Genomic DNA, 18,870 nt, shown 5'->3' on the forward strand with positions numbered 1-18,870 from the left:
ACAAGGATTTGGCGCCATTAAAACGGCGAACTGTCGAGATTCGTTGTACGGCGAGTCAAGATCCTGTCAAGAGCGCTTAAAACGGTGCCGGACTGACGTCCGGCAGGAAAATCGCCAGGCTGAGGCCGCCCTCTTTGGGTAGTTTGGCGCTGATCCTGCCGCCGTGCGCCGCGCAGATGGCGCGAGCGATCGACAAGCCTAGCCCGCTGCCGCCTGAGTGGCGCGCGCGCGAGGTTTCACCGCGCGTGAAGCGTTCAAACATCTCGGGCAGAAATTCAGGCGCCACGCCGGGGCCATCATCCCTGAATTCGATGCTGCACCCTCCCGGCACCGCGCGGGCAGTAATCTGCAACTGGCCCGCAGGTTTGCCATAGCGCAAGGCATTTTCAATTAACACGCTAAACACCTGACCCAGGCGGAAGGGATCGGCGCGGCAGGTGAGCGTGCTGTCTGCTGCCACGCTGATGATCATGCCGCTGGCTTCGGCTTGCGGTCGCACCCAGGCCACGCGCTCCCGCGCCAGTTCTCCGGGGTTGATCTCATGCAGATCCAACTTGAGTTGTCCGGCGTCGGCCAGCGACAGCAGGTGGAGCTCATCGATCAGTCGGCTCATGTGGCGCAGCTGTTTCATGATCATCTCCAGCTGCTGCGGTTCGGGCTGAAACACGCCATCCAGCAGACCTTGTAACCGGCCAATGGCGGCCGTCAGCGGCGAACGGAGTTCGTGTGCCAGCGCCACGTGCGAGGCGCGCAGTTCACGATCGTAGAGCGCCAGCTGCTGGCTCATGCGATTAAAGTCGTGTGCGAAGTGCAACAGCTCCGCCGGCGCGCTTTTTACAATGGTGGCGGCGGAACCAAACTGCCCTTCGGATACCCGATCAGCGGTTTTTTTCAGGTGGCTAAACTGCAACGCCAGCGGGCGGGCGTTGCGCAGAACGGTGAAGGCAACAAACGGCGTAATGATGAAAATCAGGATGATCACCATCAGCCAGTCAGCGGCACCCACCGAAGGATCGGAGTAGCGCACGCCCCAGCGTTCATCAACGATCTCGTGGAAGCGCGGCAGATTGGTTTGCGGATGCGCACGCAGCGTCAGAAATTCCTGGCGCATCTCCGGCGGCATATGGTGGATGATCCACAGGTTTTGCAGCGCAAAGCGCAGGAACATAATCCCGGCAACGGCAATCACCGTGACGATCGCCAGCGTCAAAATACGCACGCAAATCCAGCGCCACAGCGTTTGAGGAGGTGACTTTTTCATGGCTGTCTGAACCTGTAACCCACGCCGCGCACGTTAAGTAATATCTCGGACAAACCGGCGTTTTCGAGCTTCTTACGCAGGTTGTAGACGTGGGTGTCGATCACCCTTTCCAGCGCCTCGCTTTCAGGCATACAGGTTTCGATCAGATAGTGACGGCTGAGTGCGCGCACCGGCGCTCGCATCAGGGTCACCAGCAGGGAAAATTCGGTTGGCGTGAGTTCAACACGTGTTGGCTGTTGCTCTGGCTGCGCGACCATTGCAGTCATCGCGGCGGTATTAACCTCAAGCGCCTGCCAGCGCAGCACTTCATCCTCCGCAACGGCCGCCCGGCTGCGGCGCAGCACCGCCTGCACGCGCGCCACCACTTCGCCCGGATGATAGGGTTTCACGACGTAGTCATCCGCGCCTAAGCGCAGCGCGCCGATTCTGTCGGGCGTGTCGGTCATCGCGGTAATCATAATCACCGGCGTGTCCGCGCGGCGTCGCACGGCAGCCAGCACCTCGGTGCCGTTCATGCCGGGCAACATGATGTCAAGCAGAATGAGATCGGGTTTCCACTGCTCAACGCGCTCAAGTCCGCTATGCCCATCGCCGGCAATCTCCACGGCGTATCCTTCACGTAGCAGATAGGCTTCCAGCACGTCTGCCGCGTCTGCATCATCCTCAATAACCAATACTCGTCTGTTGTTCATGGCTCACCTTGACAGTTTCTTCATAAATCCCTGGCACGTTATTGACAATGCTTCGGGATACTCCAATCCGTGACGCAACGCCCGGGCAAGGGGCTAAAAACAGATGGGTAACTGAGGTGACACGATGATAACGAGAAAAAAGGCGCTGTACAGTGGCTGTTTGTTACTGGTCAGTATCAGTATCAGTACCAGCAGCCGCGCTGATGACAGCGCAGCGCAGGATGGCGTGATGATTGGTGTGGGCGCGCAGACCACGCCGACATACAGCGGCGCGGACAAGCAACGCTGGCAAGTGGTGCCGATGTTGCAGGCGAGAAAAGGCGCCTTTTTCGTCGATTCGCAAAAGGGGGTCGGCTACGATCTGCAAAACGACAGCGGCCTGTATCTGGAGCATTCGCTGGGATATGGCCTGGGCAGGGCAGACAAGGATTCCGACTGGCGCGACGGTTCTGACAAGCTGCGTGGCATGGGCACGATCAATGCCACACTCAACACCGCTATTGCGGCCGGTTGGGCGGTCTCGCCGTGGCTGGTCCTCGAAGCGAAAGCCGTGCTGCCGCTGACAGACAGTCAGGGCGTGAATTATCGCACCTCGGTAACGTTAATTCCGCTGCAAAGCCAGCAGGATAGCCTTTCCTTGCAGACGTCCGTGCTATTTGGGGATGCGCGTTACATGCAAACCTGGTATGGCGTCAGTGCGCGTCAAAGCGTGAAAAGTGGCTATGCGACTTACTCACCGGCAGCGGGATTTTATGGGGTAGAAACCGATCTGACATGGAGTCATCAGTTTACCCAGCATTGGGGCGGCGCGTTAAGTGCGGGCTACACGTGGCTGGACGATCACGCGGCGGACAGTCCCATCGTGTTCAGGCAGAATCAGCTGACCGCAACAGCGGCGGTGACCTATAAGTTTTAAGATTTGAATGGCGTTTAAGCCCGCACCGCTGTAAGGAAATCCATTACAGCGGGCGGTTTGAGTGAGAAAGATTATTTATGCGGAACTTCAGAAATCTCTTTCACATCACTTTTATTGATTTGCTGCTTCACGCCATTGGCATCGACGTAACCCAGCAGGCCGGTTTCAGCATCCTGTGGTTTGCCATCGGTGAAGATGGTGCGTCCATCATTGGTGTGGATGGCGTACGAGGTACGCGTACATCCGGTTAAAGCGGACAGGGCAATAAGCGCAGTAATAGAAAGCAAAATTGATTTTTTCATTAGTCTCTCCAGGCTGTTAAAAGGATATTAATTATCCAGTTCGCTCATGTTGGTAATCTTGTCGCGATTGATCTGCTCAGTTTTACCGGTTTGCGCATCCTTGTAAGAAACAAGGCCCGTGTCACTGTCGATTTGCGGCTTACCAGACGTCACAATCGTGCGTCCGTCGGTGGTCTTAATCGCCTGATTTGAAGAGCAAGCGGTCAATGTCATTGCCATAAAAGTGCCAAGAAATGCCGTTGCCAGTACTGTTTTTTTCATCGTGATGAGTTCCTTTCAGTGGAATAAGTTTTAACTACCTAAATAGCTTAGAACATTTTCCCGAAACAGCCAGAAACCCGGCGCATCTGCGCTGTTTAACCCTACTCAGATGGCGGTTCATGCCGCGCGCTTAGCGGATCTCATTCACATACATAAAGTGTTCAGTACTAAAACGGTGGTGCGCCAAAATTACCGGCAGGGCACTTTGGTCAAATGACACTTCATCAATCACCATCACGGCGTGCGGCAAACTCAGCTCCAGCAGCGCCGCATCCTCTTCATTCGCCAGCGTAGCGGTAATTTGTTCACGCACGGCGGCGACGCGCAGGTCGTAGCGCTCAAACAAATAGCGATAAAGCAGCGGCGGTAACTGATCGGCTGCTGGGAAATCGGCCAGTCGCGCCGAGGGCAGCACCAGCGTTTCATGCATCGCGGCGATGCCCTTCACGCGACGCAAACGCTTCAGCCGGATCACTTCATCGCCCTGACCAATTTGCAGTTTCTCTGCTTCGTCGGCGCTGGCAAGACTCAGTTGATAATCCAGTAATCGGGTATCGGATTGCAGCAATCCGCCGGTTTTATCGTGCAGGCGAAAATACTGGAAAAAGTGGCTGAGATTGTGCAGCGGCGCCCAGCCGGTTACCACGGTGCCGGTTTTGCGGCGTCGCATCAGCATGCCTTCCGTGGTCAGCGCCGCCAGCGCTTTGCGCACTGTGCCCACCGACACACCAAACTTCGCCGCCAGGCTATTTTCACTCGGCAAAATCGTGCCTGCGGGCAGTTCACCTTGCAGGATCGATTCGCTGATATGGCGCTTGACCACTTCGTACAGCGGCGCACCTTCACCTTCGTTGAGTCTGGCGAAAGGTTGAGCGTGGTTCGCGTCATAGTTTTTTTGCATGTTTCCGATTACCGATTGACCTCAGTCGTTGAATTGCATTATCTATAAACTATATAGAAATACAACAGACGATAATCCTATGACGAAAAATCCACGGTTTAACAACGCATTAGCGATGATTGCTCATGACGGCGCGCAAATGACGGATGACCTCAAACAGATGCTGGAGGTGGATACCTGCTTCCCGCCGGGCAACGGTTATGGCGCATTTGCTGACGTGATGACGCACTTGTTAACACCGCTGGATTTTCATTTTGCGCGCGTCTCCGTGCCGGAACATTTATGGCAGGCACCGGACGGCAGCGCGTACGGTGAACGTGTCAATTTGCTGGCATCGCTTAATGCCGGTGCCGCTGAAAACTGCAATCTCTATTTCCACACCGATACCGTGCCCGCCGGCGATGGCTGGCGTTTTCCGGCGCTCACGCTGACCGCAGCAGAAGGCAAGCTGTTTGGGCGCGGCGCGGCAGACATGAAAGGCACCATTGTTGCCGCGATGGCGGCAGTGCGCGCGGCACAGGCGGCGGCCATCCCGCTGCGTTTTAATCCGGTATTTCTGCTGTGTAGCGATGAAGAGGGCGGCTTGTATCCCGGCATTCGTTATCTGGCGGAACAACAGCTTTTCTCCGGTCACCTGCTCAGCTTCAACGGCGGCGCGGTGCCGCGCATCTGGGCCGGTTGCTTTGGCAGCATCGATCTCAAAGTGATTATCACCGGACGTTCGGCGCACTCCGGCGATCCGGTTAACGGCATTAATGCTATTGAAGCGGCGCTGCCAATGATGAACGCGCTTTATCAGCTGAAGCTCGAGGTGGAACAACGCACCTCGGCGATGCCTTCTCCGCCGCACTATCACGGCAAACCGTTGACGTCACTGCTAACGCTGGCCGCTGCGCAGGGCGGCAGCAAAGGATCAACCATTCCAGAACGGTTTGAGCTGCTGATTAACCGCCGCTACGCGCCGGAAGAGCGCTTTGACGCGGTGTGGCAGGAGCTGACGCACTGTGTGGAAAGTGCGATGCGCGACAGCCCCGCGCTCGACGTCACGCTGCAAATAATTGGCCATCTGGCGCCGGTCGCTAATCCGGACGGTCCGCACTGGCCGCGCTGGCAGGCGGCGCTGAGTCAGGGTTTTGGCTTCCAACCCAGCGAGTTCAAACCCTGGGGATCGTCCACCAGTTCCGATATGGGCTGGGTCCAGCAAGCCGGGATTCAGGAGATTTTACTCGGCGGCCTCGCCCGTCCTGACAACCGCATTCATGCCGCCGATGAGTACACCACGCTGGCAGATATGATCGCACTTTCGCAGTCCATTCTGGCGTATCTCGCCGATGATTTTCAGCCAACCCAGGGTTATTAACTAATCACGAGGAAGAGAAGATGTGCGCAATGAAAGGGTTAAACCGCAGACAGTTTATCGCCAGTTCTACCGCTCTGACGGGCGCAGCGATGCTGCCCTGGTCGTTCTCGGCCCATGCCGCGCAGGTGGCGAGCGCCACGCCGGGCGGCACGGCGCGTAAAGGCGGTGTGCTGCGCATCAGCGTTGATCAAGCCGTCGGCGTGTTAAATCCACATCAGGTGCGCGTCAACCCGGAATATCTGGTAGCGGAACTGCTGTACAGCGGCTTAACGCGTCTGACGCAGGAGATGAAAGCCGAAGCCGATTTGGCGCAATCCTGGCAGGCCAGCGCCGATCTTAAACAGTGGACGTTTACCCTGCGCCCGAACCTGAAGTTCAGCGACGGTTCCGCGCTGACTTCCGCCGATGTGGTCGCCAGCCTGCAGGCGCTGCTCGATCCGAAAAATGCCTCGCCAGCGCTGCATAACATTGGGCCGATTAACGCCGTCAGCGCGCCAGATACCAACACGGTTTTGATTGAAACCGATGCGCCTTACGCCGATTTGCCGGTGATGCTGGCTTATCCGGATGCGAAAATCATCCCCGCCAGTATCGCGCAAGGTCAGTATGACAAGCTGAGCAAAGCCTCGTTCGGCGCCGGTCCTTTCCAGCTGGTCTCCTACGATCCCGAACGCAAAATTGTGGTGAAGCGCAATCCGCATTACTACGATCCGGCGCGTCCCTATCTGGATGGCGTGGAAGTGGTGGTCTATCCCGATGGCATCGCGGAGAGTTCCGCGCTGATCTCCGGTGACACCGATATGATGCTGAGCGCGCAGTCGAGCGAGTTCGCGCGCCTGTCCAAATCTTCCGGCGTGCTGCCGCTGCGCGTGGCCTCCGGCCAGTTCCTCAATGTGAACATGGGCTGCGACCAAAAACCGTTTAACGATGTGCGGGTACGTCAGGCGCTGGCACTGTGCGTTGATCGTCAGGCGTCGGTGGATTTCGTGGCGGATAGCCTGGGTTCACCGGGCAACGACACGCCGATTAACGGCGCGTATCCGTTCTTCGCCAACCTGGCGAAAAAAGCGGTGGATTACAGCAAAGCCAAAGCGCTGCTGGCGGAGGCCGGTTATCCCAACGGGATCGATTTAACACTTATCGCCTCCGACAAACCGGCCACCCGCACGCAGCTGGGCATCGCCCTGCGCGAGATGGCGAAACAGGGCGGTTTCCGCATCAACGTGCAGACCATGGCGCACAGCACCTATCTCGATCAGGTGTGGAAGAAGGGCAACTTCTACGTTGGCTTCTACAACATGCAGCCGACGCCAGACGCGGTGTTCTCGCTGCTCTACACCTCAACCGCATCGTGGAATGAAACGCGCTGGAACAACGCGGAGTTTGATAAAGCGGTAAGTGCGGCGCGTGAAACCCGTGATGAAGCACAGCGCACCACGCTGTATGGCAAAGCGCAGCAGCTGATGCATGACGAAGTGCCATCGGTGATCCCGACCTTCTTCGATCTGCTCGCCGCCAGCCGCGATTATGTCGGCGGATATCATCTGCATCCGCGCGGTGCGGTATTCCGTCTTGACCATGTCTGGTTAACCGACAAAGCGCCGAAGCGCGCAGCGTAAGGAGCGAACGTGACAGCAAGTTATCTGCTCAAACGCCTTCTGCTGATGGTTTACACCTTGTTAGTGGTGTCGCTGCTGGTTTTTGGCATCACGCAACTGCTACCGGCCGATGCGGCTGTCACCTTGCTGGGACAAAACGCCACGCCGGAAGCGCTAGCGGCGGTGCGTGAACGTCTGGGGCTGGATGCCCCAGCATGGCAGCAATATTGGCATTGGCTGACGCAGGCGCTGCAGGGCAACTTTGGCGTATCGATGCGCAATGGTCTTGAAGTGGCGCCGACGCTGCTGACGGCATTATCACGCTCGCTGCTGCTGGCGGTGTGCGCCTTAATTCTGATGCTGATCATCGCGATTCCCCTCGGCATCTGGGCGGCGGTGCGCCGTGGCAAAACCGCCGATGTGCTGGTGAGTGTCATCTCCTATATCGGCATCTCCTTCCCGGAGTTCGTCACCGCCACGCTGGTGCTGCTGCTGTTTGCTGATGTCTGGCAGATTTTGCCCGCCACCGGCTATGTGCCGCTCAGTGAGAACGTCGTCAGCGGGATCCAGCACCTGATTCTACCTTCGGTGACCGTGGCGCTGATTCTGGTGGCGCACGTCTCGCGCATGGTGCGCTCAGAAATGGTTGATGTGTTGCATACCGATTACATCCGCGCCGCGTGGCTAAAGGGCTTATCGCGTCGCCGCATTCTCTGGCGACATGCGCTGCGCAACGGCTTGTTGCCGACCATCACTATTGTGGCGCTGGATGTTGGTTACCTGCTGGGCGGCATTGTGGTGGTGGAGGAGATCTTCGCCATTCCCGGCATTGGCCGCGAACTGATTGTCGCCGTGCAGGCGCGCGATCTGCCCACCATTCAGGCTGGCGTGATGATTCTCGCCGCGACCTATTCAGTGGTGAACTTCCTGGCTGATTTGGCCTATGTCACTCTCGATAAGCGGATCTCCTATGCCTGATATGTTGAAACGTTTGCTGCGTTCACCGCAGGGTGCCGCTGGCGTGCTGATTATCTTGCTGGCGCTGCTGATGGTGGTGGGCGGTGCCCACGTCGCGCCTTTTGATCCTGAATCAATTTCCATCCTGACGCGCTATAAGCCGCCCAGCGCGGAACACTGGTTTGGTACCGATCAGATGGGCCGCGATATCTTCAGCCGCGTGATGGTGGGCGCACGCTCAACCATTCTACTGTCGCTGCTGGCGACCGCGCTGGCGATGGTAATCGGTTCGGTGCTTGGTACCGCCAGCGCCTATCTGGGCGGCAAATTTGATGAGTTCATGATGCGCACCATGGATGCGGTGATGGCGATTCCCAGCCTGCTGTTTGCGTTGCTGATTGTCAGCACGCTTGGGCAGAGCAGCATGAACGCGGTGCTGGCGATCACTATCGCCTTTGTGCCGGGCATGGTGCGCATCTCGCGCAGCGTGGCGTTGGCCGCCCGCCAGCAGGATTACATCAACGCCGCCATCGCGCGCGGCGAAGCCGGGCACTACATCATTCTGCGAGAAATGCTGCCGAATATTCTGGCGCCGATCATCGTGGAAGCCACCATTCGCGTCGCCTTCGCCATCATGCTGTTTGCCACCCTGAGTTTTCTGGGGCTGGGCGCGCAGCCGCCAGAGCCAGAATGGGGATTGATGGTCTCTGAAGCGCGCGCTTACTTCTTTAATGCGCCGTGGATGATGATGATTCCGGGCTTCGCCATCGCATTGGTCGCCATTGGGTTTAATTTACTGGGTGACGGGCTGCGTGATGTGCTCAACCCAAGGAGCCACTGATGAGTGACAAGCTTACACCAGTGCTGTCGGTGGAAAATTACAGCCTCGATTACGCGTTAGCCAAAGGACATGCGCTACCGGTACTGCGTGACATCAACCTGCAGGTGATGCCCGGCGAAGTGTTGGGGCTGGTGGGCGAATCGGGTTCCGGCAAAACCACGCTCGGCTGGGCGATCATGCGCTGGCTGGCGGGCAATGCGCGCGAGCTGCAGGGCGATATTCGTCTCAACGGCGAGAGCCTGCTGACTTTACCCGCGGCCAAACTGACAGCGCTGCGCGGTGCCAAACTCGGCATGATTTTTCAGGATCCCAGCGCCTCGCTCAATCCCACGCTGACATTGGGTGAGCAGGTCACCGAAGTGTTACGCCGCCATCGCGGTTTATCGGCGCGTGAAGCGCAGGAGATGGGCGAATCGCTGCTGCACGACGTTGAACTTAAAAATCCGGCGCGCATGATGCGCCGCTATCCGCATCAGGTGTCGGGTGGCGAGAAGCAGCGCATCCTGATCGCCACCGCGTTTGCCTGCCAGCCGGACTGCATGATTTTTGATGAGCCAACCACCGCGCTGGATGTGATCAGCTCGGCGCAAATCCTCGATCTGTACGAGCGTTTGCGCGAAGAGACCGGCGTTGCGTCGCTCTACATCTCGCACGATCTGGCGTTGGTGGCCAAAGTGGCCAATCGCGTCTGTGTGCTGGAACAGGGACGCATTGTCGAACAGGCCGACACGCGCAGCCTGTTTAGCGCGCCGCAAAACGCCTATACGCGCAAGCTGATTGAGGCGGTACCCAATCCGCAGCACCGGCTGGTGCAGGACGCGCCCGGCAACCAACCGTTACTCGGCCTGAAGCAGCTGACCATCGATTACGGCAAACACGGTCTTCTTGATCGTCTGCTGAAGCGTGAAGCCAATACCACGCGCGCCGCCAATGCGGTTGCGCTCACCGTTCATCAGGGAGAAATTCTCGGCGTGGTCGGTGAATCGGGTTCCGGCAAATCCTCGCTCGGTAAAGCCATTACCGGGCTGGTGCCGTTCAGCGGCGAGCTCGACTTTTGTGGCTACGCGCTGCATGGCCGGGCGCAAATGGATAAAGAGTATCGCCGCCGCGTGCAGATGATTTTCCAGCATCCAGATGCCTCGCTGAATCCGCGCATGACCATTGGCGAAATCATCGCACGGCCACTGCGGTTGTATGGTTTACCCGCAGGTGAAACCGAAGCGCAGGCGGTCGCGCGACTGCTGCAGGAAGTGCGTTTGCCGGCGGAGTTTGCGCAGCGTTATCCGCATGCCCTGTCGGGCGGGCAGAAGCAGCGCGTCGCAATCGCCCGTGCCTTTGCCAATCCGCCAGATTTGGTGATTTGTGACGAGATCACCGCCGCGCTCGACGTCTCGGTGCAGGCCACCATTATCGAGCTGCTGCTGGAACTGCGCCGCCGCTACGGCACCGCGTATCTGTTTATTACCCACGATCTCAACCTGATTCGCCAAATCGCCCATCGTGTCGCCGTGATGTATCGCGGTGACGTGGTGGAAGTGCTGCCCGGCGACAACATGACGGCGCTGGCGCAACATCCTTATACCCGTGCACTGCTTGATGCGGTGCATATTCCCGACTTATCCAAGTCCGTTGCATGACGAGAGAAACATGAAGCCTGAACAGTTGATTCATCATATCGATCGCGATTTTTGCCTCTCATTCCTGGCAAAAATGGTGCAGCACAAAAGCTACAGCGCCACCGATGGCGAGCGTGAATTGGCGAAATACATGGCCGCGCAGATGGCGCAGCTGGGCCTGGAAACCGAACTGCAGAATGTGCCCGGCGACAGGCTGAATGCCATCGGACGATTGGCAGGCAGCGGCGGCGGCAAAAGCCTGCTGTTCAACGGGCATCTGGATACCAATCCGGTCACCGAAGGCTGGACTGTCGATCCCTGGGAAGGAAAAATCGACGAACAGTTTATCTACGGTATCGGCGTTTCGAACATGAAAGCGGGCGATGCCGCCTATTTTTGCGCGTTGAAAACACTGATTGATGCCGGTGTAAAGCTGAAAGGCGATGTGATTTTGACCTATGTGGTGGGTGAGTTGCAGGGCGGCATTGGTACGCTGGCGGCGATTGAGCAAGGTGTGCGCGCCGACTACTTCATCAATGCCGAACCCACCGATCTGCAAGCGCTGACCATGCACGCCGGTTCGCTGATGTTTACTATTGAGCTCACTGGCGATACGCGGCATCTGTCAAAACGGGAAGAAGCGGTGGATGCGATCAGCGCCGCCGTCGAGCTGATCCCGCAGATTAACGGCATAACCTTTAGCGGCGCGAAAACCGCTGAGCATCGCAAGATTAATCGTGGGCATATCGGTACCGTGCATGGCGCGTTAGGCCGCGATCTGGAAGAGTGGCGACCGCCGCAGGTGGCTGACTTTGTGCGCTTAAAAGGCTCGGCACGTTTCGCGCCAGGACAAACGGTGGAAGGTGTGCTCGCCGATCTGCAGGCGCTGCTGAATGCCTTATGCCAACGCTATCCGGGCCTGAAAGCCGAGCTTTATGATGATGGCATCCGCGATAAACCCACCATGTTACCGTTCGAAGTGTCACCGGAATCCGCCATCGTCAAAGCGGTGAATCGCGGCTGGAAAACCGTGCGCGGCACCGAACAGCCCACCGGCGTGATCACGCCTCCGGCGTTCTTCGGCACCGATGCGGCACATCTCTATCAGCATGCGGGCATGGAAGGGATCGTCTGTGGGCCAGGCGGCAAATACAACACCATGCCGGATGAGCGCGTTGAAATCAGTGAATTCCTCGACATGGTGCGCATCTATCTGCTGGCCATTCTGGAGATTTGTCATCCGGTTGAGGTCGCGTAATGCAGGTTTAAGCGCTTTGAGAGCTGATAGGATTTAGCCTGACGCAGGACGTTGAACTGAATGATTTATCACTAACCGTTCCCGCATTACGTTTCGATATGAAATAGGCCACCACGGAGAGCATCGCGAGCTATGCCATTTACCGCGAGGCGCATCAAATGGCGTGGTTTGATGCTTACCAATATTCGGGTTTAACCGCAGGTTTTTTACGCGTCGCAACCCGAACAGGAAACTGGCATGCATCAAGCTCTTCATTGGTGATCGTTCTGCGTATCCAGTGACTATGATTCTGCAGTGAACCCGGAACACCACGTACGTTGCCCTGGCGGTGCGGCAAAATGATCCCGATGCGAACGTCGGGAAAATCTTCGCGAATAGCCTTGAGTGCTGGCGTCATGTCGGTGTCAGCTGAAACTAACACCAGCTGCGCGATTCTCTCTTCGGTTGCCAACTTCTGCTGTTTTGCAAATAAACGGTACATACTGATGGCAATATTCACATCGGTTTCTTTTTCTTCCAGCTCCCAGATATCCACCTTATCCAAGCGTGATGCTGGCACGCTTTTACTGATGAAACGCGGAGCCCGAGCGTGCTCAAGCCGATGACGTCCGGTAAATATATTAATTCCGGTCGTCTTCAGCGCGCGAATATAAGTATCCTGAGCGTGTCGGGATTCGATGCCGCGTGTGGCGAGATGGGGAATAACCGAGGAGGTGTAATAGTTTACTGTTTCAATTATGGCAGTCGGATCCTGTACCCGGCATATATGCGACAGCAGCAATGACAAGTTGAGCCATTTATAAGGCGTACCTGCCAGCAGTCCATAAAATACATTGTATCCGTCAATAAAAACTGCAGTACGCACTCTTATCCTTCCTTAAGATACGAAAAAACCGGCCTGAGCCGGTTTTTTCACCCTAACGGCCAGCGAACTGAATCGCTGCGTACAGGGTTGAGTTGTGTAGCTAACTTATCAGCATTACTGGCTAAACTCAAGTTGCTCAAGGTGAAATCTAAGCCATAAATTTTGTAAAATTAGGCTCTTCTTTCGGCTTCAGCAATAGTGCTGCAGTATTTAACTTTGGAAAATCAGGAGATATGCGAATGGTCTTGCTTCAGATTAATGGTAATTCTAATTAAAAGTAACAAGTGCAAATGAAATTTTAAAATATCCATTAACCTGAATTGCTAATTTAAATAACTATCTCAACTGACTATCCTTACTTCCACGGCGGTTATAACCGCTGATCGCCGCCTGTTTTTTATCGATCTTGCTCTGGCAATTCACGCAGTAACGCACGCCAGCCAATGCTGCGCGACGCGCTTCCGGGATCGGTTCGCCGCACTCGTCGCAAAATTCAGCACTTTCACCGTGCCCAAGATTTTCACGAGCGCGGGCCACCGCATCATCTATCGTGGCATCAATTTGTTTGTGCACCGCACCGTCTTCTGACCAACCGCCAGCCATACTTCACCTCCGCAAATACTCATGCTCTGAGTATAAGACATGACGTGATTTGTGCCGGGCAGCTCAAATTTTCACGCGTATTTAACATGGTTGACACATCATCGCGCGCCATCCTAGACTGCGGCTTGTTCCAAGGGGTGCTCTGTTAAGGGGCTGAGATTCTACCGGCTGGCGTGTATGCGCGGGCAACGTAGTGACCCTCCGAACCTGATCCGGCTAATACCGGCGTAGGGATGCGGAACCGCAGGGCGATATCGCGCCCTGATTCCCTCTTTGTGCTTTGTAGCGGACAGTTCGCGCTCTTCAGGCGTTGCCTGAGAGTCTCTGCGCAATCGCAAAGGTGGCGACGCACATGAACGAAACACACATCATCCAGGCTCTGCTGACATTCCTGCAGCGCGAAGATAGCTCAGACGACGACTTCAACCAGCTGGCCCTCGAAATCTTCGCTTATCAGTTCGCACACAATTCCCCTTATCGCCGCTTCGCCACTCAGCGCGGACGCACGCCGCTGACGGTGAAAAACTGGCGCAACATTCCCGCCATCCCGATTAATGCCTTCAAAGATCTGACGCTCAGCTGCCGTCCCACCGAACAAATTGCCGAGATCTTCATGACTAGCGGCACCACCGGCACGGTAAAAGGGCGCAGTTACCATTCGACGTTGGAGGTATGGAAAAAATCGATGCTGCTCAACTTCCGCCGTCGCTTTATGGCGGGCCGCGATCGCATCCGCATGGGCATTTTGTTCCCGGATACCGTGGCGATGCCGAACTCCTCGCTGGCGACCTATCTTAAATTGGCGCTGCAGGAGTGTGGCACGCCGGACAGCGAAGTAATGGTGGGCGAACATGGCCTCGAAACCAGTCGTCTGTTCAGTGCGCTGGAGAAAGCCGAAGCGGGCGGCGAACCCTACGCGTTGCTGGGCGCCAGTTACAGCTTTGTGCCTCTGCTGGATGACATGCAGCGCCAAAAACGCCGCTTCGCGCTGCCGGCAGGCAGCCGCATTCTTGATACCGGCGGTTTCAAAGGCCAGTCGCGCGAGATGGGTGCGGAAGAATTCTACGCTTCGCTCTCTCACGCCTTCGGCATTCCGCGTTCCCACTGCATCAACATGTACGGCATGACGGAAATCAGCACGCAGTTTTACGACGCGGGCAATGAGCGCTGCCCGCCGGTGAAATCCGGGCCGCACTGGATCCGCACGCGCGTGGTCAATCCGCTTACCGGTGATGATGTGCCGGACGGCGAAGTTGGCGTGCTGGTGCATCACGATCTGGCGCATTTCAACTCGGTGTCCGCCTTGTTAACGGAAGATGCAGGCGTGAGGGTGCCCGGTGGATTCCATCTGCTGGGACGCGCGACCGGCGCTGATGCCAAAGGCTGTTCGCTGACCATGGAAGCGTTTCTCGCCAGCGCGCAGGCACAGTCGTGAAAGAAATTGCCGGACATCTGCCGGGCCTCTCCGCTGACGAAGTGCATTGGCACACGCTGAGTTTCAATCATCGTGGCCAGCGCCTCGAGGTTAGCGTTCCGCAGCTTGATGACGCGCAGATTAAGGCGCTCGCAGCGCGCATCCGCACCAACGCCCGCGCTTATCTCCAGCAGCTGAGCGTGGCGCAGATCATGGGCATCATTGATGAAGCGGTGGCGCGACTGCTCGATCGTCATCATCCAGTGCGCATCAAGGCCGAAAAGCTGCTGCCCATCGTCACCGGTTACGATGCCGAGATGGTGCGGCTTGGCCTTACCGGCTATCTGAAAACCTTTCGTCAACCGCAGTTAAAGCGCTTTCTGGCGGAGGATTTCGCCGATCCGCAGATGCTCGACGATTTCCAGCCGCGCCCTAAAGGCGGCTTTGCGCGCGCATTTGGCCCGCAATTGTTAATGCATATCTGGGCGGGCAACGTGCCGGGCTTGCCGCTGTGGAGTTTGATCTGCGGTCTGCTGGTTAAGGCGGGCACCATCGGTAAACTGCCGGGCAATGAGCCGCTGATGGCAAGTTGGTTCGCGCAGTTGCTGGCGGAGATCGATCCGAAACTGGGCGAATGTATCGCGGTGGTGTGGTGGAAAGGCGGCGATGCGCAAACCGAACTAACGTGGCTGCGTCAGCCCGATGCGCTGGTGGCTTATGGCGGAAATTCAACGCTGGCGGCGATCCAACAGCGTTTGCCGGTTACCACGCGCTTTCTGCCGCACGGCCACAAAATCAGCTTCGGAATGGTGGCGCGTTCGGCGCTGAATGCACGACAGGGCGCGGAGCTGGCGCGTCGCGTGGCGTATGACGTGATGCGTTACGACCAGGCCGGTTGTTATTCGCCGCAAATGCTGTTTGTCGAGCGCGGCGGCAAGGTGTCGCCGGATGAGTTCGCCAGCTATATCGCCCATGAACTTGACGCGCTGGCGCACAAGCATCCGCGCCGTCCGCTGGCGAGCGAAGAGATCAACAGCATTGCCGCGTGGCGTAATGGCGAGGAGATTCGCGCGCTGGGCGGCGATCGTAGGCTTTACGGCGAGGCGGCAGACGATTGGGCAGTGGTGAGCGTTGATCATGCGGAGCCTTTATCGCCGGCGGCATTGGGCCGAACGTTGAAAGTGGTGTGCGTGGATGCGCTGGAGGAAGTGGTCGATTTGGTGGCGCCGCAGCGGCATTTTCTGCAAACCGCAGGCGTGGCGGCCGCGCCGCAGGCGTTGTTCGGCATTTCGGCTCTGCTCGGGCAAGTGGGCGTTACGCGCATCGCGGCGTTCGGCAATATGACCTCGCCGGAAGCGGGCTGGCATCACGATGGACGTTTTAGTTCGCTCGATCTGGTGACCATCACGGAGATCGAGCAGGGCGCAGAAGCGACCGCCGAGCGTTACGCACCGTATGCGGAGTGACGCGGTAACAGATCGCACATACCGTAGCGGTGCAATTTATTGCGCATCAATCAGCTGCGCGCGATAAATCGCGCAGCTAAAGATATTGCGTGACCATATCAACCTGGAGCCAAAATGAAATTCTCCAATCAAACAGTTCTGGTGACCGGCGCAAGTCGCGGTATCGGTGCGGCGATCGCTAAAGCCTTCGCCGCTGAGGGCGCGTTTGTGGTGGTGAACTATCTGCGCAATGAAGCTGCTGCTGCGGGCGTGGTTGAGGAGTGCCGCGCATTGGGCGGCGATGCGCTGGCTATTGTTGCCGACGTCACCTGTGAGCAGCAGGTCAACGCGATGATGGAGCAGATCGTCACCGCCACAGGTCGCCTCAATGCGGTGATCAACAACGCTTTCGCACCTTACGTTTTCGACACTGAAAATCGTTCACGTTTCTGGGAAACGTCGTGGTCGGGCTATCAGTCGCAGTTCGATGGCGCGGTAAAAGCCGCCTATAACGTTTGCCAGGCGGCGCTGCCGTTAATGCGCGCGCGCGTGCGCGGCAGTATCGTTAATCTCACCAGCGATCTGGTGGCGCGTCCTTCAGTGCCTTACCACGATTACATCACCGCGAAAGCGGCATTGACCGGCTTTAGCCGCACGCTGGCGACGGAGCTGGGCCCGCTGGGGATTCGCGTGAACTGCGTAGCGCCCGGTCTGGTATATCCCACCGATGCCAGCCAGGCAACGCGCGAAGCGGTGCGTGATCTCCTCACCGCGCAAACCCCGCTGCGGCGCATCGCGCGACCGGAAGATGTTACCGGCCCGGTGCTGTTTCTCGCCTCCGACTGGAGTGAATTTGTCACTGGACAAACGTTGTACGTCGATGGCGGATTAGTGATGAATTGAACCGTACGGTCGCCATTTATGGCGATCGGTTTAGCCCTGCGCAAGCAAATAACTATCCAACCTGATCAACGCGATCACATATTTCGGCAACGCCTCCAGCAGCGATGGCAGATGGATTGTCTCGTCGGCACCGTGCGGCAATCCATGGCCTTCGGGTAAAAAATCGGGCGTGTTTGCTGCGGTTTTCCGATAGCCGGGCCCAAAGGTGATGGCGTTTGGCAGCTTCTTCGAATGGGTCACGCCGCCCATCGCGTAAGGGCGATCGTCATTGCCGGTGGTGTCATTCCACACTTGCTGCAGCAGCGAAATCACCGGATGTGAGGTCGGCAGGAAGAACGGCGCCACGTCGCGCCAGCCGGGATCGAGCGTAATGGTAGTAGCGGCTAACTGCTGTTGCAGCATCTCGACGATCTGCTCGCCGCGCCACGAAACCGGATAACGGATATCGCAGTCAATGCTCAGCGTGTCGGCGCGATGGCTGTACCACACGCCCGCGTTCAGCGTCAGTTTGCCGGACTCCGCATCTTCCAGCCCCAATCCGGCGCTCTCGCCATACGGCGACGCAAACAGCTGTACCAGCGTTTCCGCCAGCTGACGTTCGTGATCGCTCAATAGCTCCAGCTCAATCAGTGCGGTGAGCAGCACCTGCGTGGCATTCAGCGTGCCGTCGGGGAAGGCGGCATGCCCGCCGTTGCCGCGCGCTTTCAGGGTGAAAGCGCCATCGTTTTCCGGCTTGATCGACACATAGGCCGCGGCAATGCCCTGCAGCAGCGCCAGCTTTTCACTAACCGCATGCTGATCGGCCTGCGCAATTCGCACGCTGGCGAAATCCGGCACGCTATTGCTGGCCGATCCGGCAACAATATCCGCCAGCACGCCCGACTCGGCGACATTCAGGGTAAAACTGAGTTGCCCTTTCTGCGCATTGTTCACCGGGAACATGCCATCGGTGACAATCGAATAATCAGGCACTGGACCGTTCTCCGCGAACCACGCCATATCGGCCATGTTGGTCTCTTCCGCCAGACCATAAACGATGCGCAGATTGTGATGCAGCGGAATTTTCAGATCGCGCATCAGCTTTAACAGATAGAAATTGAGCACGCCGGGTCCTTTGTTATCCGCCACGCCGCGACCAATCACAAAATCGCCGTGCTGCGTCAGCGTGAAGGGCGGAAAGGTCCAGTTATCGCCCGCCGGCACCACATCCAGATGGTTGATCAGCCCGATGTCGCGCGCGTGCTCGCCATAAATTACCGAACCGGCGTAGCCCTGATGCTGCTCGGTTTTGAAACCGGCCTGCTCGGCCTGATCTAACACCTGCTGCAAGATTTGCGCGCACTCGGGGCCAAACGGCGCGCCTGGCGCTGCGCGGTCGGCGCGGCTGATGCTGGGAATGGCAATCCATTTGGCCAGATCATCGGTTAATGCGGCGCGGTGCGCCGCGATCCATTGCTGGATCTGCGGCAACAGCGCGCTTTCCTGAGGTGATAACGACGCGGACATAAGGCTTCTCCTTCAATTTATGCACAACATAAAACATTCCACCGCGTCGGCTTAGACGCATTTGCGCGAACCATTGCTACCACGCAGCTAAGCGCCACTTCATGCGCATTCCTGCAAAGCTTAGCTATTTTTGTTGCTCGTATTGCATGGCAAAGCAACGGAGATTAACGC

At 57.4% G+C, this 18,870-nt stretch carries 18 protein-coding genes and 1 riboswitch; of the genes, 10 read left to right on the top strand and 8 right to left on the bottom strand.

Annotated features, from left to right (window positions below):
• Nucleotides 1-76: 76 nt before the first annotated feature.
• Together AAF463_RS20135 and AAF463_RS20140 are read right to left on the bottom strand one after the other, a co-directional pair.
• The gene (locus tag AAF463_RS20135; RefSeq protein WP_101761261.1) at nt 77-1,261 is read right to left on the bottom strand and encodes an ATP-binding protein; all 1,185 of its coding nucleotides are present in this window, start codon (nt 1,259-1,261) and stop codon (nt 77-79) included.
• On the bottom strand, nt 1,258-1,953 hold the full coding sequence (locus tag AAF463_RS20140; RefSeq protein WP_350262308.1) for a response regulator transcription factor: 696 nt from the start codon (nt 1,951-1,953) through the stop codon (nt 1,258-1,260). Before AAF463_RS20140 ends, AAF463_RS20135 begins: the two co-directional genes overlap by 4 nt.
• Nucleotides 1,954-2,077: 124 nt before the next feature.
• On the opposite strand from AAF463_RS20140, the gene AAF463_RS20145 reads away from it, so the two are divergent.
• Nucleotides 2,078-2,869 (top strand): MipA/OmpV family protein, encoded by a 792-nt coding sequence (locus tag AAF463_RS20145; protein ID WP_350262309.1) that lies wholly within the window; start codon nt 2,078-2,080, stop codon nt 2,867-2,869.
• Nucleotides 2,870-2,940: 71 nt separating this feature from the next.
• On the opposite strand, the gene AAF463_RS20150 is transcribed toward AAF463_RS20145, so the two are convergent.
• From AAF463_RS20150 to AAF463_RS20160, 3 genes are all read right to left on the bottom strand, one after another.
• Complete coding sequence (locus AAF463_RS20150; RefSeq protein WP_350262310.1) at nt 2,941-3,171, bottom strand: YgdI/YgdR family lipoprotein; 231 nt, start codon at nt 3,169-3,171, stop codon at nt 2,941-2,943.
• A gap of 27 nt (nt 3,172-3,198) precedes the next feature.
• Entirely contained in the window at nt 3,199-3,432 is a 234-nt protein-coding gene (locus tag AAF463_RS20155) for a YgdI/YgdR family lipoprotein (protein ID WP_007885913.1), read from the bottom strand.
• A 130-nt stretch (nt 3,433-3,562) separates the two neighbouring features.
• Nucleotides 3,563-4,333 (bottom strand): GntR family transcriptional regulator, encoded by a 771-nt coding sequence (locus AAF463_RS20160; protein WP_350262311.1) that lies wholly within the window; start codon nt 4,331-4,333, stop codon nt 3,563-3,565.
• 79 nt (nt 4,334-4,412) lie between these two features.
• On the opposite strand from AAF463_RS20160, the gene AAF463_RS20165 reads away from it, so the two are divergent.
• Genes AAF463_RS20165 through AAF463_RS20190 form a run of 6 tightly spaced genes read left to right on the top strand, consistent with a single transcriptional unit; the run spans nt 4,413 to nt 11,963 of the window.
• Entirely contained in the window at nt 4,413-5,693 is a 1,281-nt protein-coding gene (locus tag AAF463_RS20165) for a M20/M25/M40 family metallo-hydrolase (protein WP_350262312.1), read from the top strand.
• A gap of 20 nt (nt 5,694-5,713) precedes the next feature.
• Entirely contained in the window at nt 5,714-7,312 is a 1,599-nt protein-coding gene (locus AAF463_RS20170; protein ID WP_350262313.1) for an ABC transporter substrate-binding protein, read from the top strand.
• 9 nt (nt 7,313-7,321) lie between these two features.
• Entirely contained in the window at nt 7,322-8,269 is a 948-nt protein-coding gene (locus tag AAF463_RS20175; RefSeq protein ID WP_110867133.1) for an ABC transporter permease, read from the top strand.
• The gene (locus AAF463_RS20180) at nt 8,262-9,089 is read left to right on the top strand and encodes an ABC transporter permease (RefSeq protein ID WP_277975218.1); all 828 of its coding nucleotides are present in this window, start codon (nt 8,262-8,264) and stop codon (nt 9,087-9,089) included. The genes AAF463_RS20175 and AAF463_RS20180 overlap by 8 nt, the downstream gene beginning before the upstream one ends.
• Nucleotides 9,089-10,726: an ABC transporter ATP-binding protein gene (locus AAF463_RS20185; protein ID WP_350262314.1), complete on the top strand. Its 1,638-nt coding sequence runs from the start codon at nt 9,089-9,091 to the stop codon at nt 10,724-10,726. Before AAF463_RS20180 ends, AAF463_RS20185 begins: the two co-directional genes overlap by 1 nt.
• A gap of 10 nt (nt 10,727-10,736) precedes the next feature.
• Nucleotides 10,737-11,963 carry a M20/M25/M40 family metallo-hydrolase gene (locus AAF463_RS20190; protein WP_350262315.1) on the top strand — a complete coding sequence of 409 codons (1,227 nt, stop codon included), beginning with the start codon at nt 10,737-10,739 and terminating at the stop codon, nt 11,961-11,963.
• Nucleotides 11,964-12,138: 175 nt separating this feature from the next.
• Here AAF463_RS20190 and AAF463_RS20195 read toward each other — a convergent pair whose 3' ends face one another.
• Entirely contained in the window at nt 12,139-12,828 is a 690-nt protein-coding gene (locus AAF463_RS20195) for an NYN domain-containing protein (RefSeq protein WP_222234109.1), read from the bottom strand.
• A gap of 336 nt (nt 12,829-13,164) precedes the next feature.
• Entirely contained in the window at nt 13,165-13,431 is a 267-nt protein-coding gene (locus tag AAF463_RS20200) for a DksA/TraR family C4-type zinc finger protein (protein WP_350262316.1), read from the bottom strand.
• A gap of 123 nt (nt 13,432-13,554) precedes the next feature.
• A riboswitch (TPP riboswitch) is annotated at nt 13,555-13,682 on the top strand.
• A gap of 101 nt (nt 13,683-13,783) precedes the next feature.
• On the opposite strand from AAF463_RS20200, the gene AAF463_RS20205 reads away from it, so the two are divergent.
• The 3 genes from AAF463_RS20205 (at nt 13,784) to AAF463_RS20215 (ending at nt 17,193) form a co-directional block, all read left to right on the top strand.
• Entirely contained in the window at nt 13,784-14,866 is a 1,083-nt protein-coding gene (locus AAF463_RS20205) for a long-chain fatty acid--CoA ligase (protein ID WP_350262317.1), read from the top strand.
• Nucleotides 14,863-16,311, top strand: coding sequence for an acyl-CoA reductase (locus AAF463_RS20210; protein WP_350262318.1), 1,449 nt, complete (start codon nt 14,863-14,865; stop codon nt 16,309-16,311). Before AAF463_RS20205 ends, AAF463_RS20210 begins: the two co-directional genes overlap by 4 nt.
• Nucleotides 16,312-16,425: 114 nt before the next feature.
• A complete protein-coding gene (locus AAF463_RS20215; protein ID WP_350262319.1) occupies nt 16,426-17,193 on the top strand; it encodes a 3-oxoacyl-ACP reductase in 768 nt (255 codons plus the stop codon).
• Between the two features lie 30 nt (nt 17,194-17,223).
• Here the strand turns inward: AAF463_RS20215 and AAF463_RS20220 are convergent, their stop codons facing one another.
• Nucleotides 17,224-18,699 carry a Sapep family Mn(2+)-dependent dipeptidase gene (locus tag AAF463_RS20220; protein ID WP_350262320.1) on the bottom strand — a complete coding sequence of 492 codons (1,476 nt, stop codon included), beginning with the start codon at nt 18,697-18,699 and terminating at the stop codon, nt 17,224-17,226.
• Nucleotides 18,700-18,870 lie beyond the last annotated feature (171 nt).

This window comes from Pantoea sp. BJ2 (assembly GCF_040255075.1).
Taxonomy (GTDB): Bacteria; Pseudomonadota; Gammaproteobacteria; order Enterobacterales; family Enterobacteriaceae; genus Pantoea; species Pantoea leporis.

What these genes read in the sequence shown, in the direction of transcription:
- AAF463_RS20170 (WP_350262313.1), top strand. Translation starts at nt 5,714, where the DNA reads ATGTGCGCAATGAAAGGGTTAAACCGCAGACAGTTTATCGCCAGTTCT.
- AAF463_RS20200 (WP_350262316.1), bottom strand. Translation starts at nt 13,431, where the DNA reads ATGGCTGGCGGTTGGTCAGAAGACGGTGCGGTGCACAAACAAATTGAT.
- AAF463_RS20150 (WP_350262310.1), bottom strand. Translation starts at nt 3,171, where the DNA reads ATGAAAAAATCAATTTTGCTTTCTATTACTGCGCTTATTGCCCTGTCC.
- AAF463_RS20215 (WP_350262319.1), top strand. Translation starts at nt 16,426, where the DNA reads ATGAAATTCTCCAATCAAACAGTTCTGGTGACCGGCGCAAGTCGCGGT.
- AAF463_RS20205 (WP_350262317.1), top strand. Translation starts at nt 13,784, where the DNA reads ATGAACGAAACACACATCATCCAGGCTCTGCTGACATTCCTGCAGCGC.
- AAF463_RS20155 (WP_007885913.1), bottom strand. Translation starts at nt 3,432, where the DNA reads ATGAAAAAAACAGTACTGGCAACGGCATTTCTTGGCACTTTTATGGCA.
- AAF463_RS20165 (WP_350262312.1), top strand. Translation starts at nt 4,413, where the DNA reads ATGACGAAAAATCCACGGTTTAACAACGCATTAGCGATGATTGCTCAT.
- AAF463_RS20135 (WP_101761261.1), bottom strand. Translation starts at nt 1,261, where the DNA reads ATGAAAAAGTCACCTCCTCAAACGCTGTGGCGCTGGATTTGCGTGCGT.
- AAF463_RS20220 (WP_350262320.1), bottom strand. Translation starts at nt 18,699, where the DNA reads ATGTCCGCGTCGTTATCACCTCAGGAAAGCGCGCTGTTGCCGCAGATC.
- AAF463_RS20140 (WP_350262308.1), bottom strand. Translation starts at nt 1,953, where the DNA reads ATGAACAACAGACGAGTATTGGTTATTGAGGATGATGCAGACGCGGCA.
- AAF463_RS20180 (WP_277975218.1), top strand. Translation starts at nt 8,262, where the DNA reads ATGCCTGATATGTTGAAACGTTTGCTGCGTTCACCGCAGGGTGCCGCT.
- AAF463_RS20190 (WP_350262315.1), top strand. Translation starts at nt 10,737, where the DNA reads ATGAAGCCTGAACAGTTGATTCATCATATCGATCGCGATTTTTGCCTC.
- AAF463_RS20145 (WP_350262309.1), top strand. Translation starts at nt 2,078, where the DNA reads ATGATAACGAGAAAAAAGGCGCTGTACAGTGGCTGTTTGTTACTGGTC.
- AAF463_RS20185 (WP_350262314.1), top strand. Translation starts at nt 9,089, where the DNA reads ATGAGTGACAAGCTTACACCAGTGCTGTCGGTGGAAAATTACAGCCTC.
- AAF463_RS20160 (WP_350262311.1), bottom strand. Translation starts at nt 4,333, where the DNA reads ATGCAAAAAAACTATGACGCGAACCACGCTCAACCTTTCGCCAGACTC.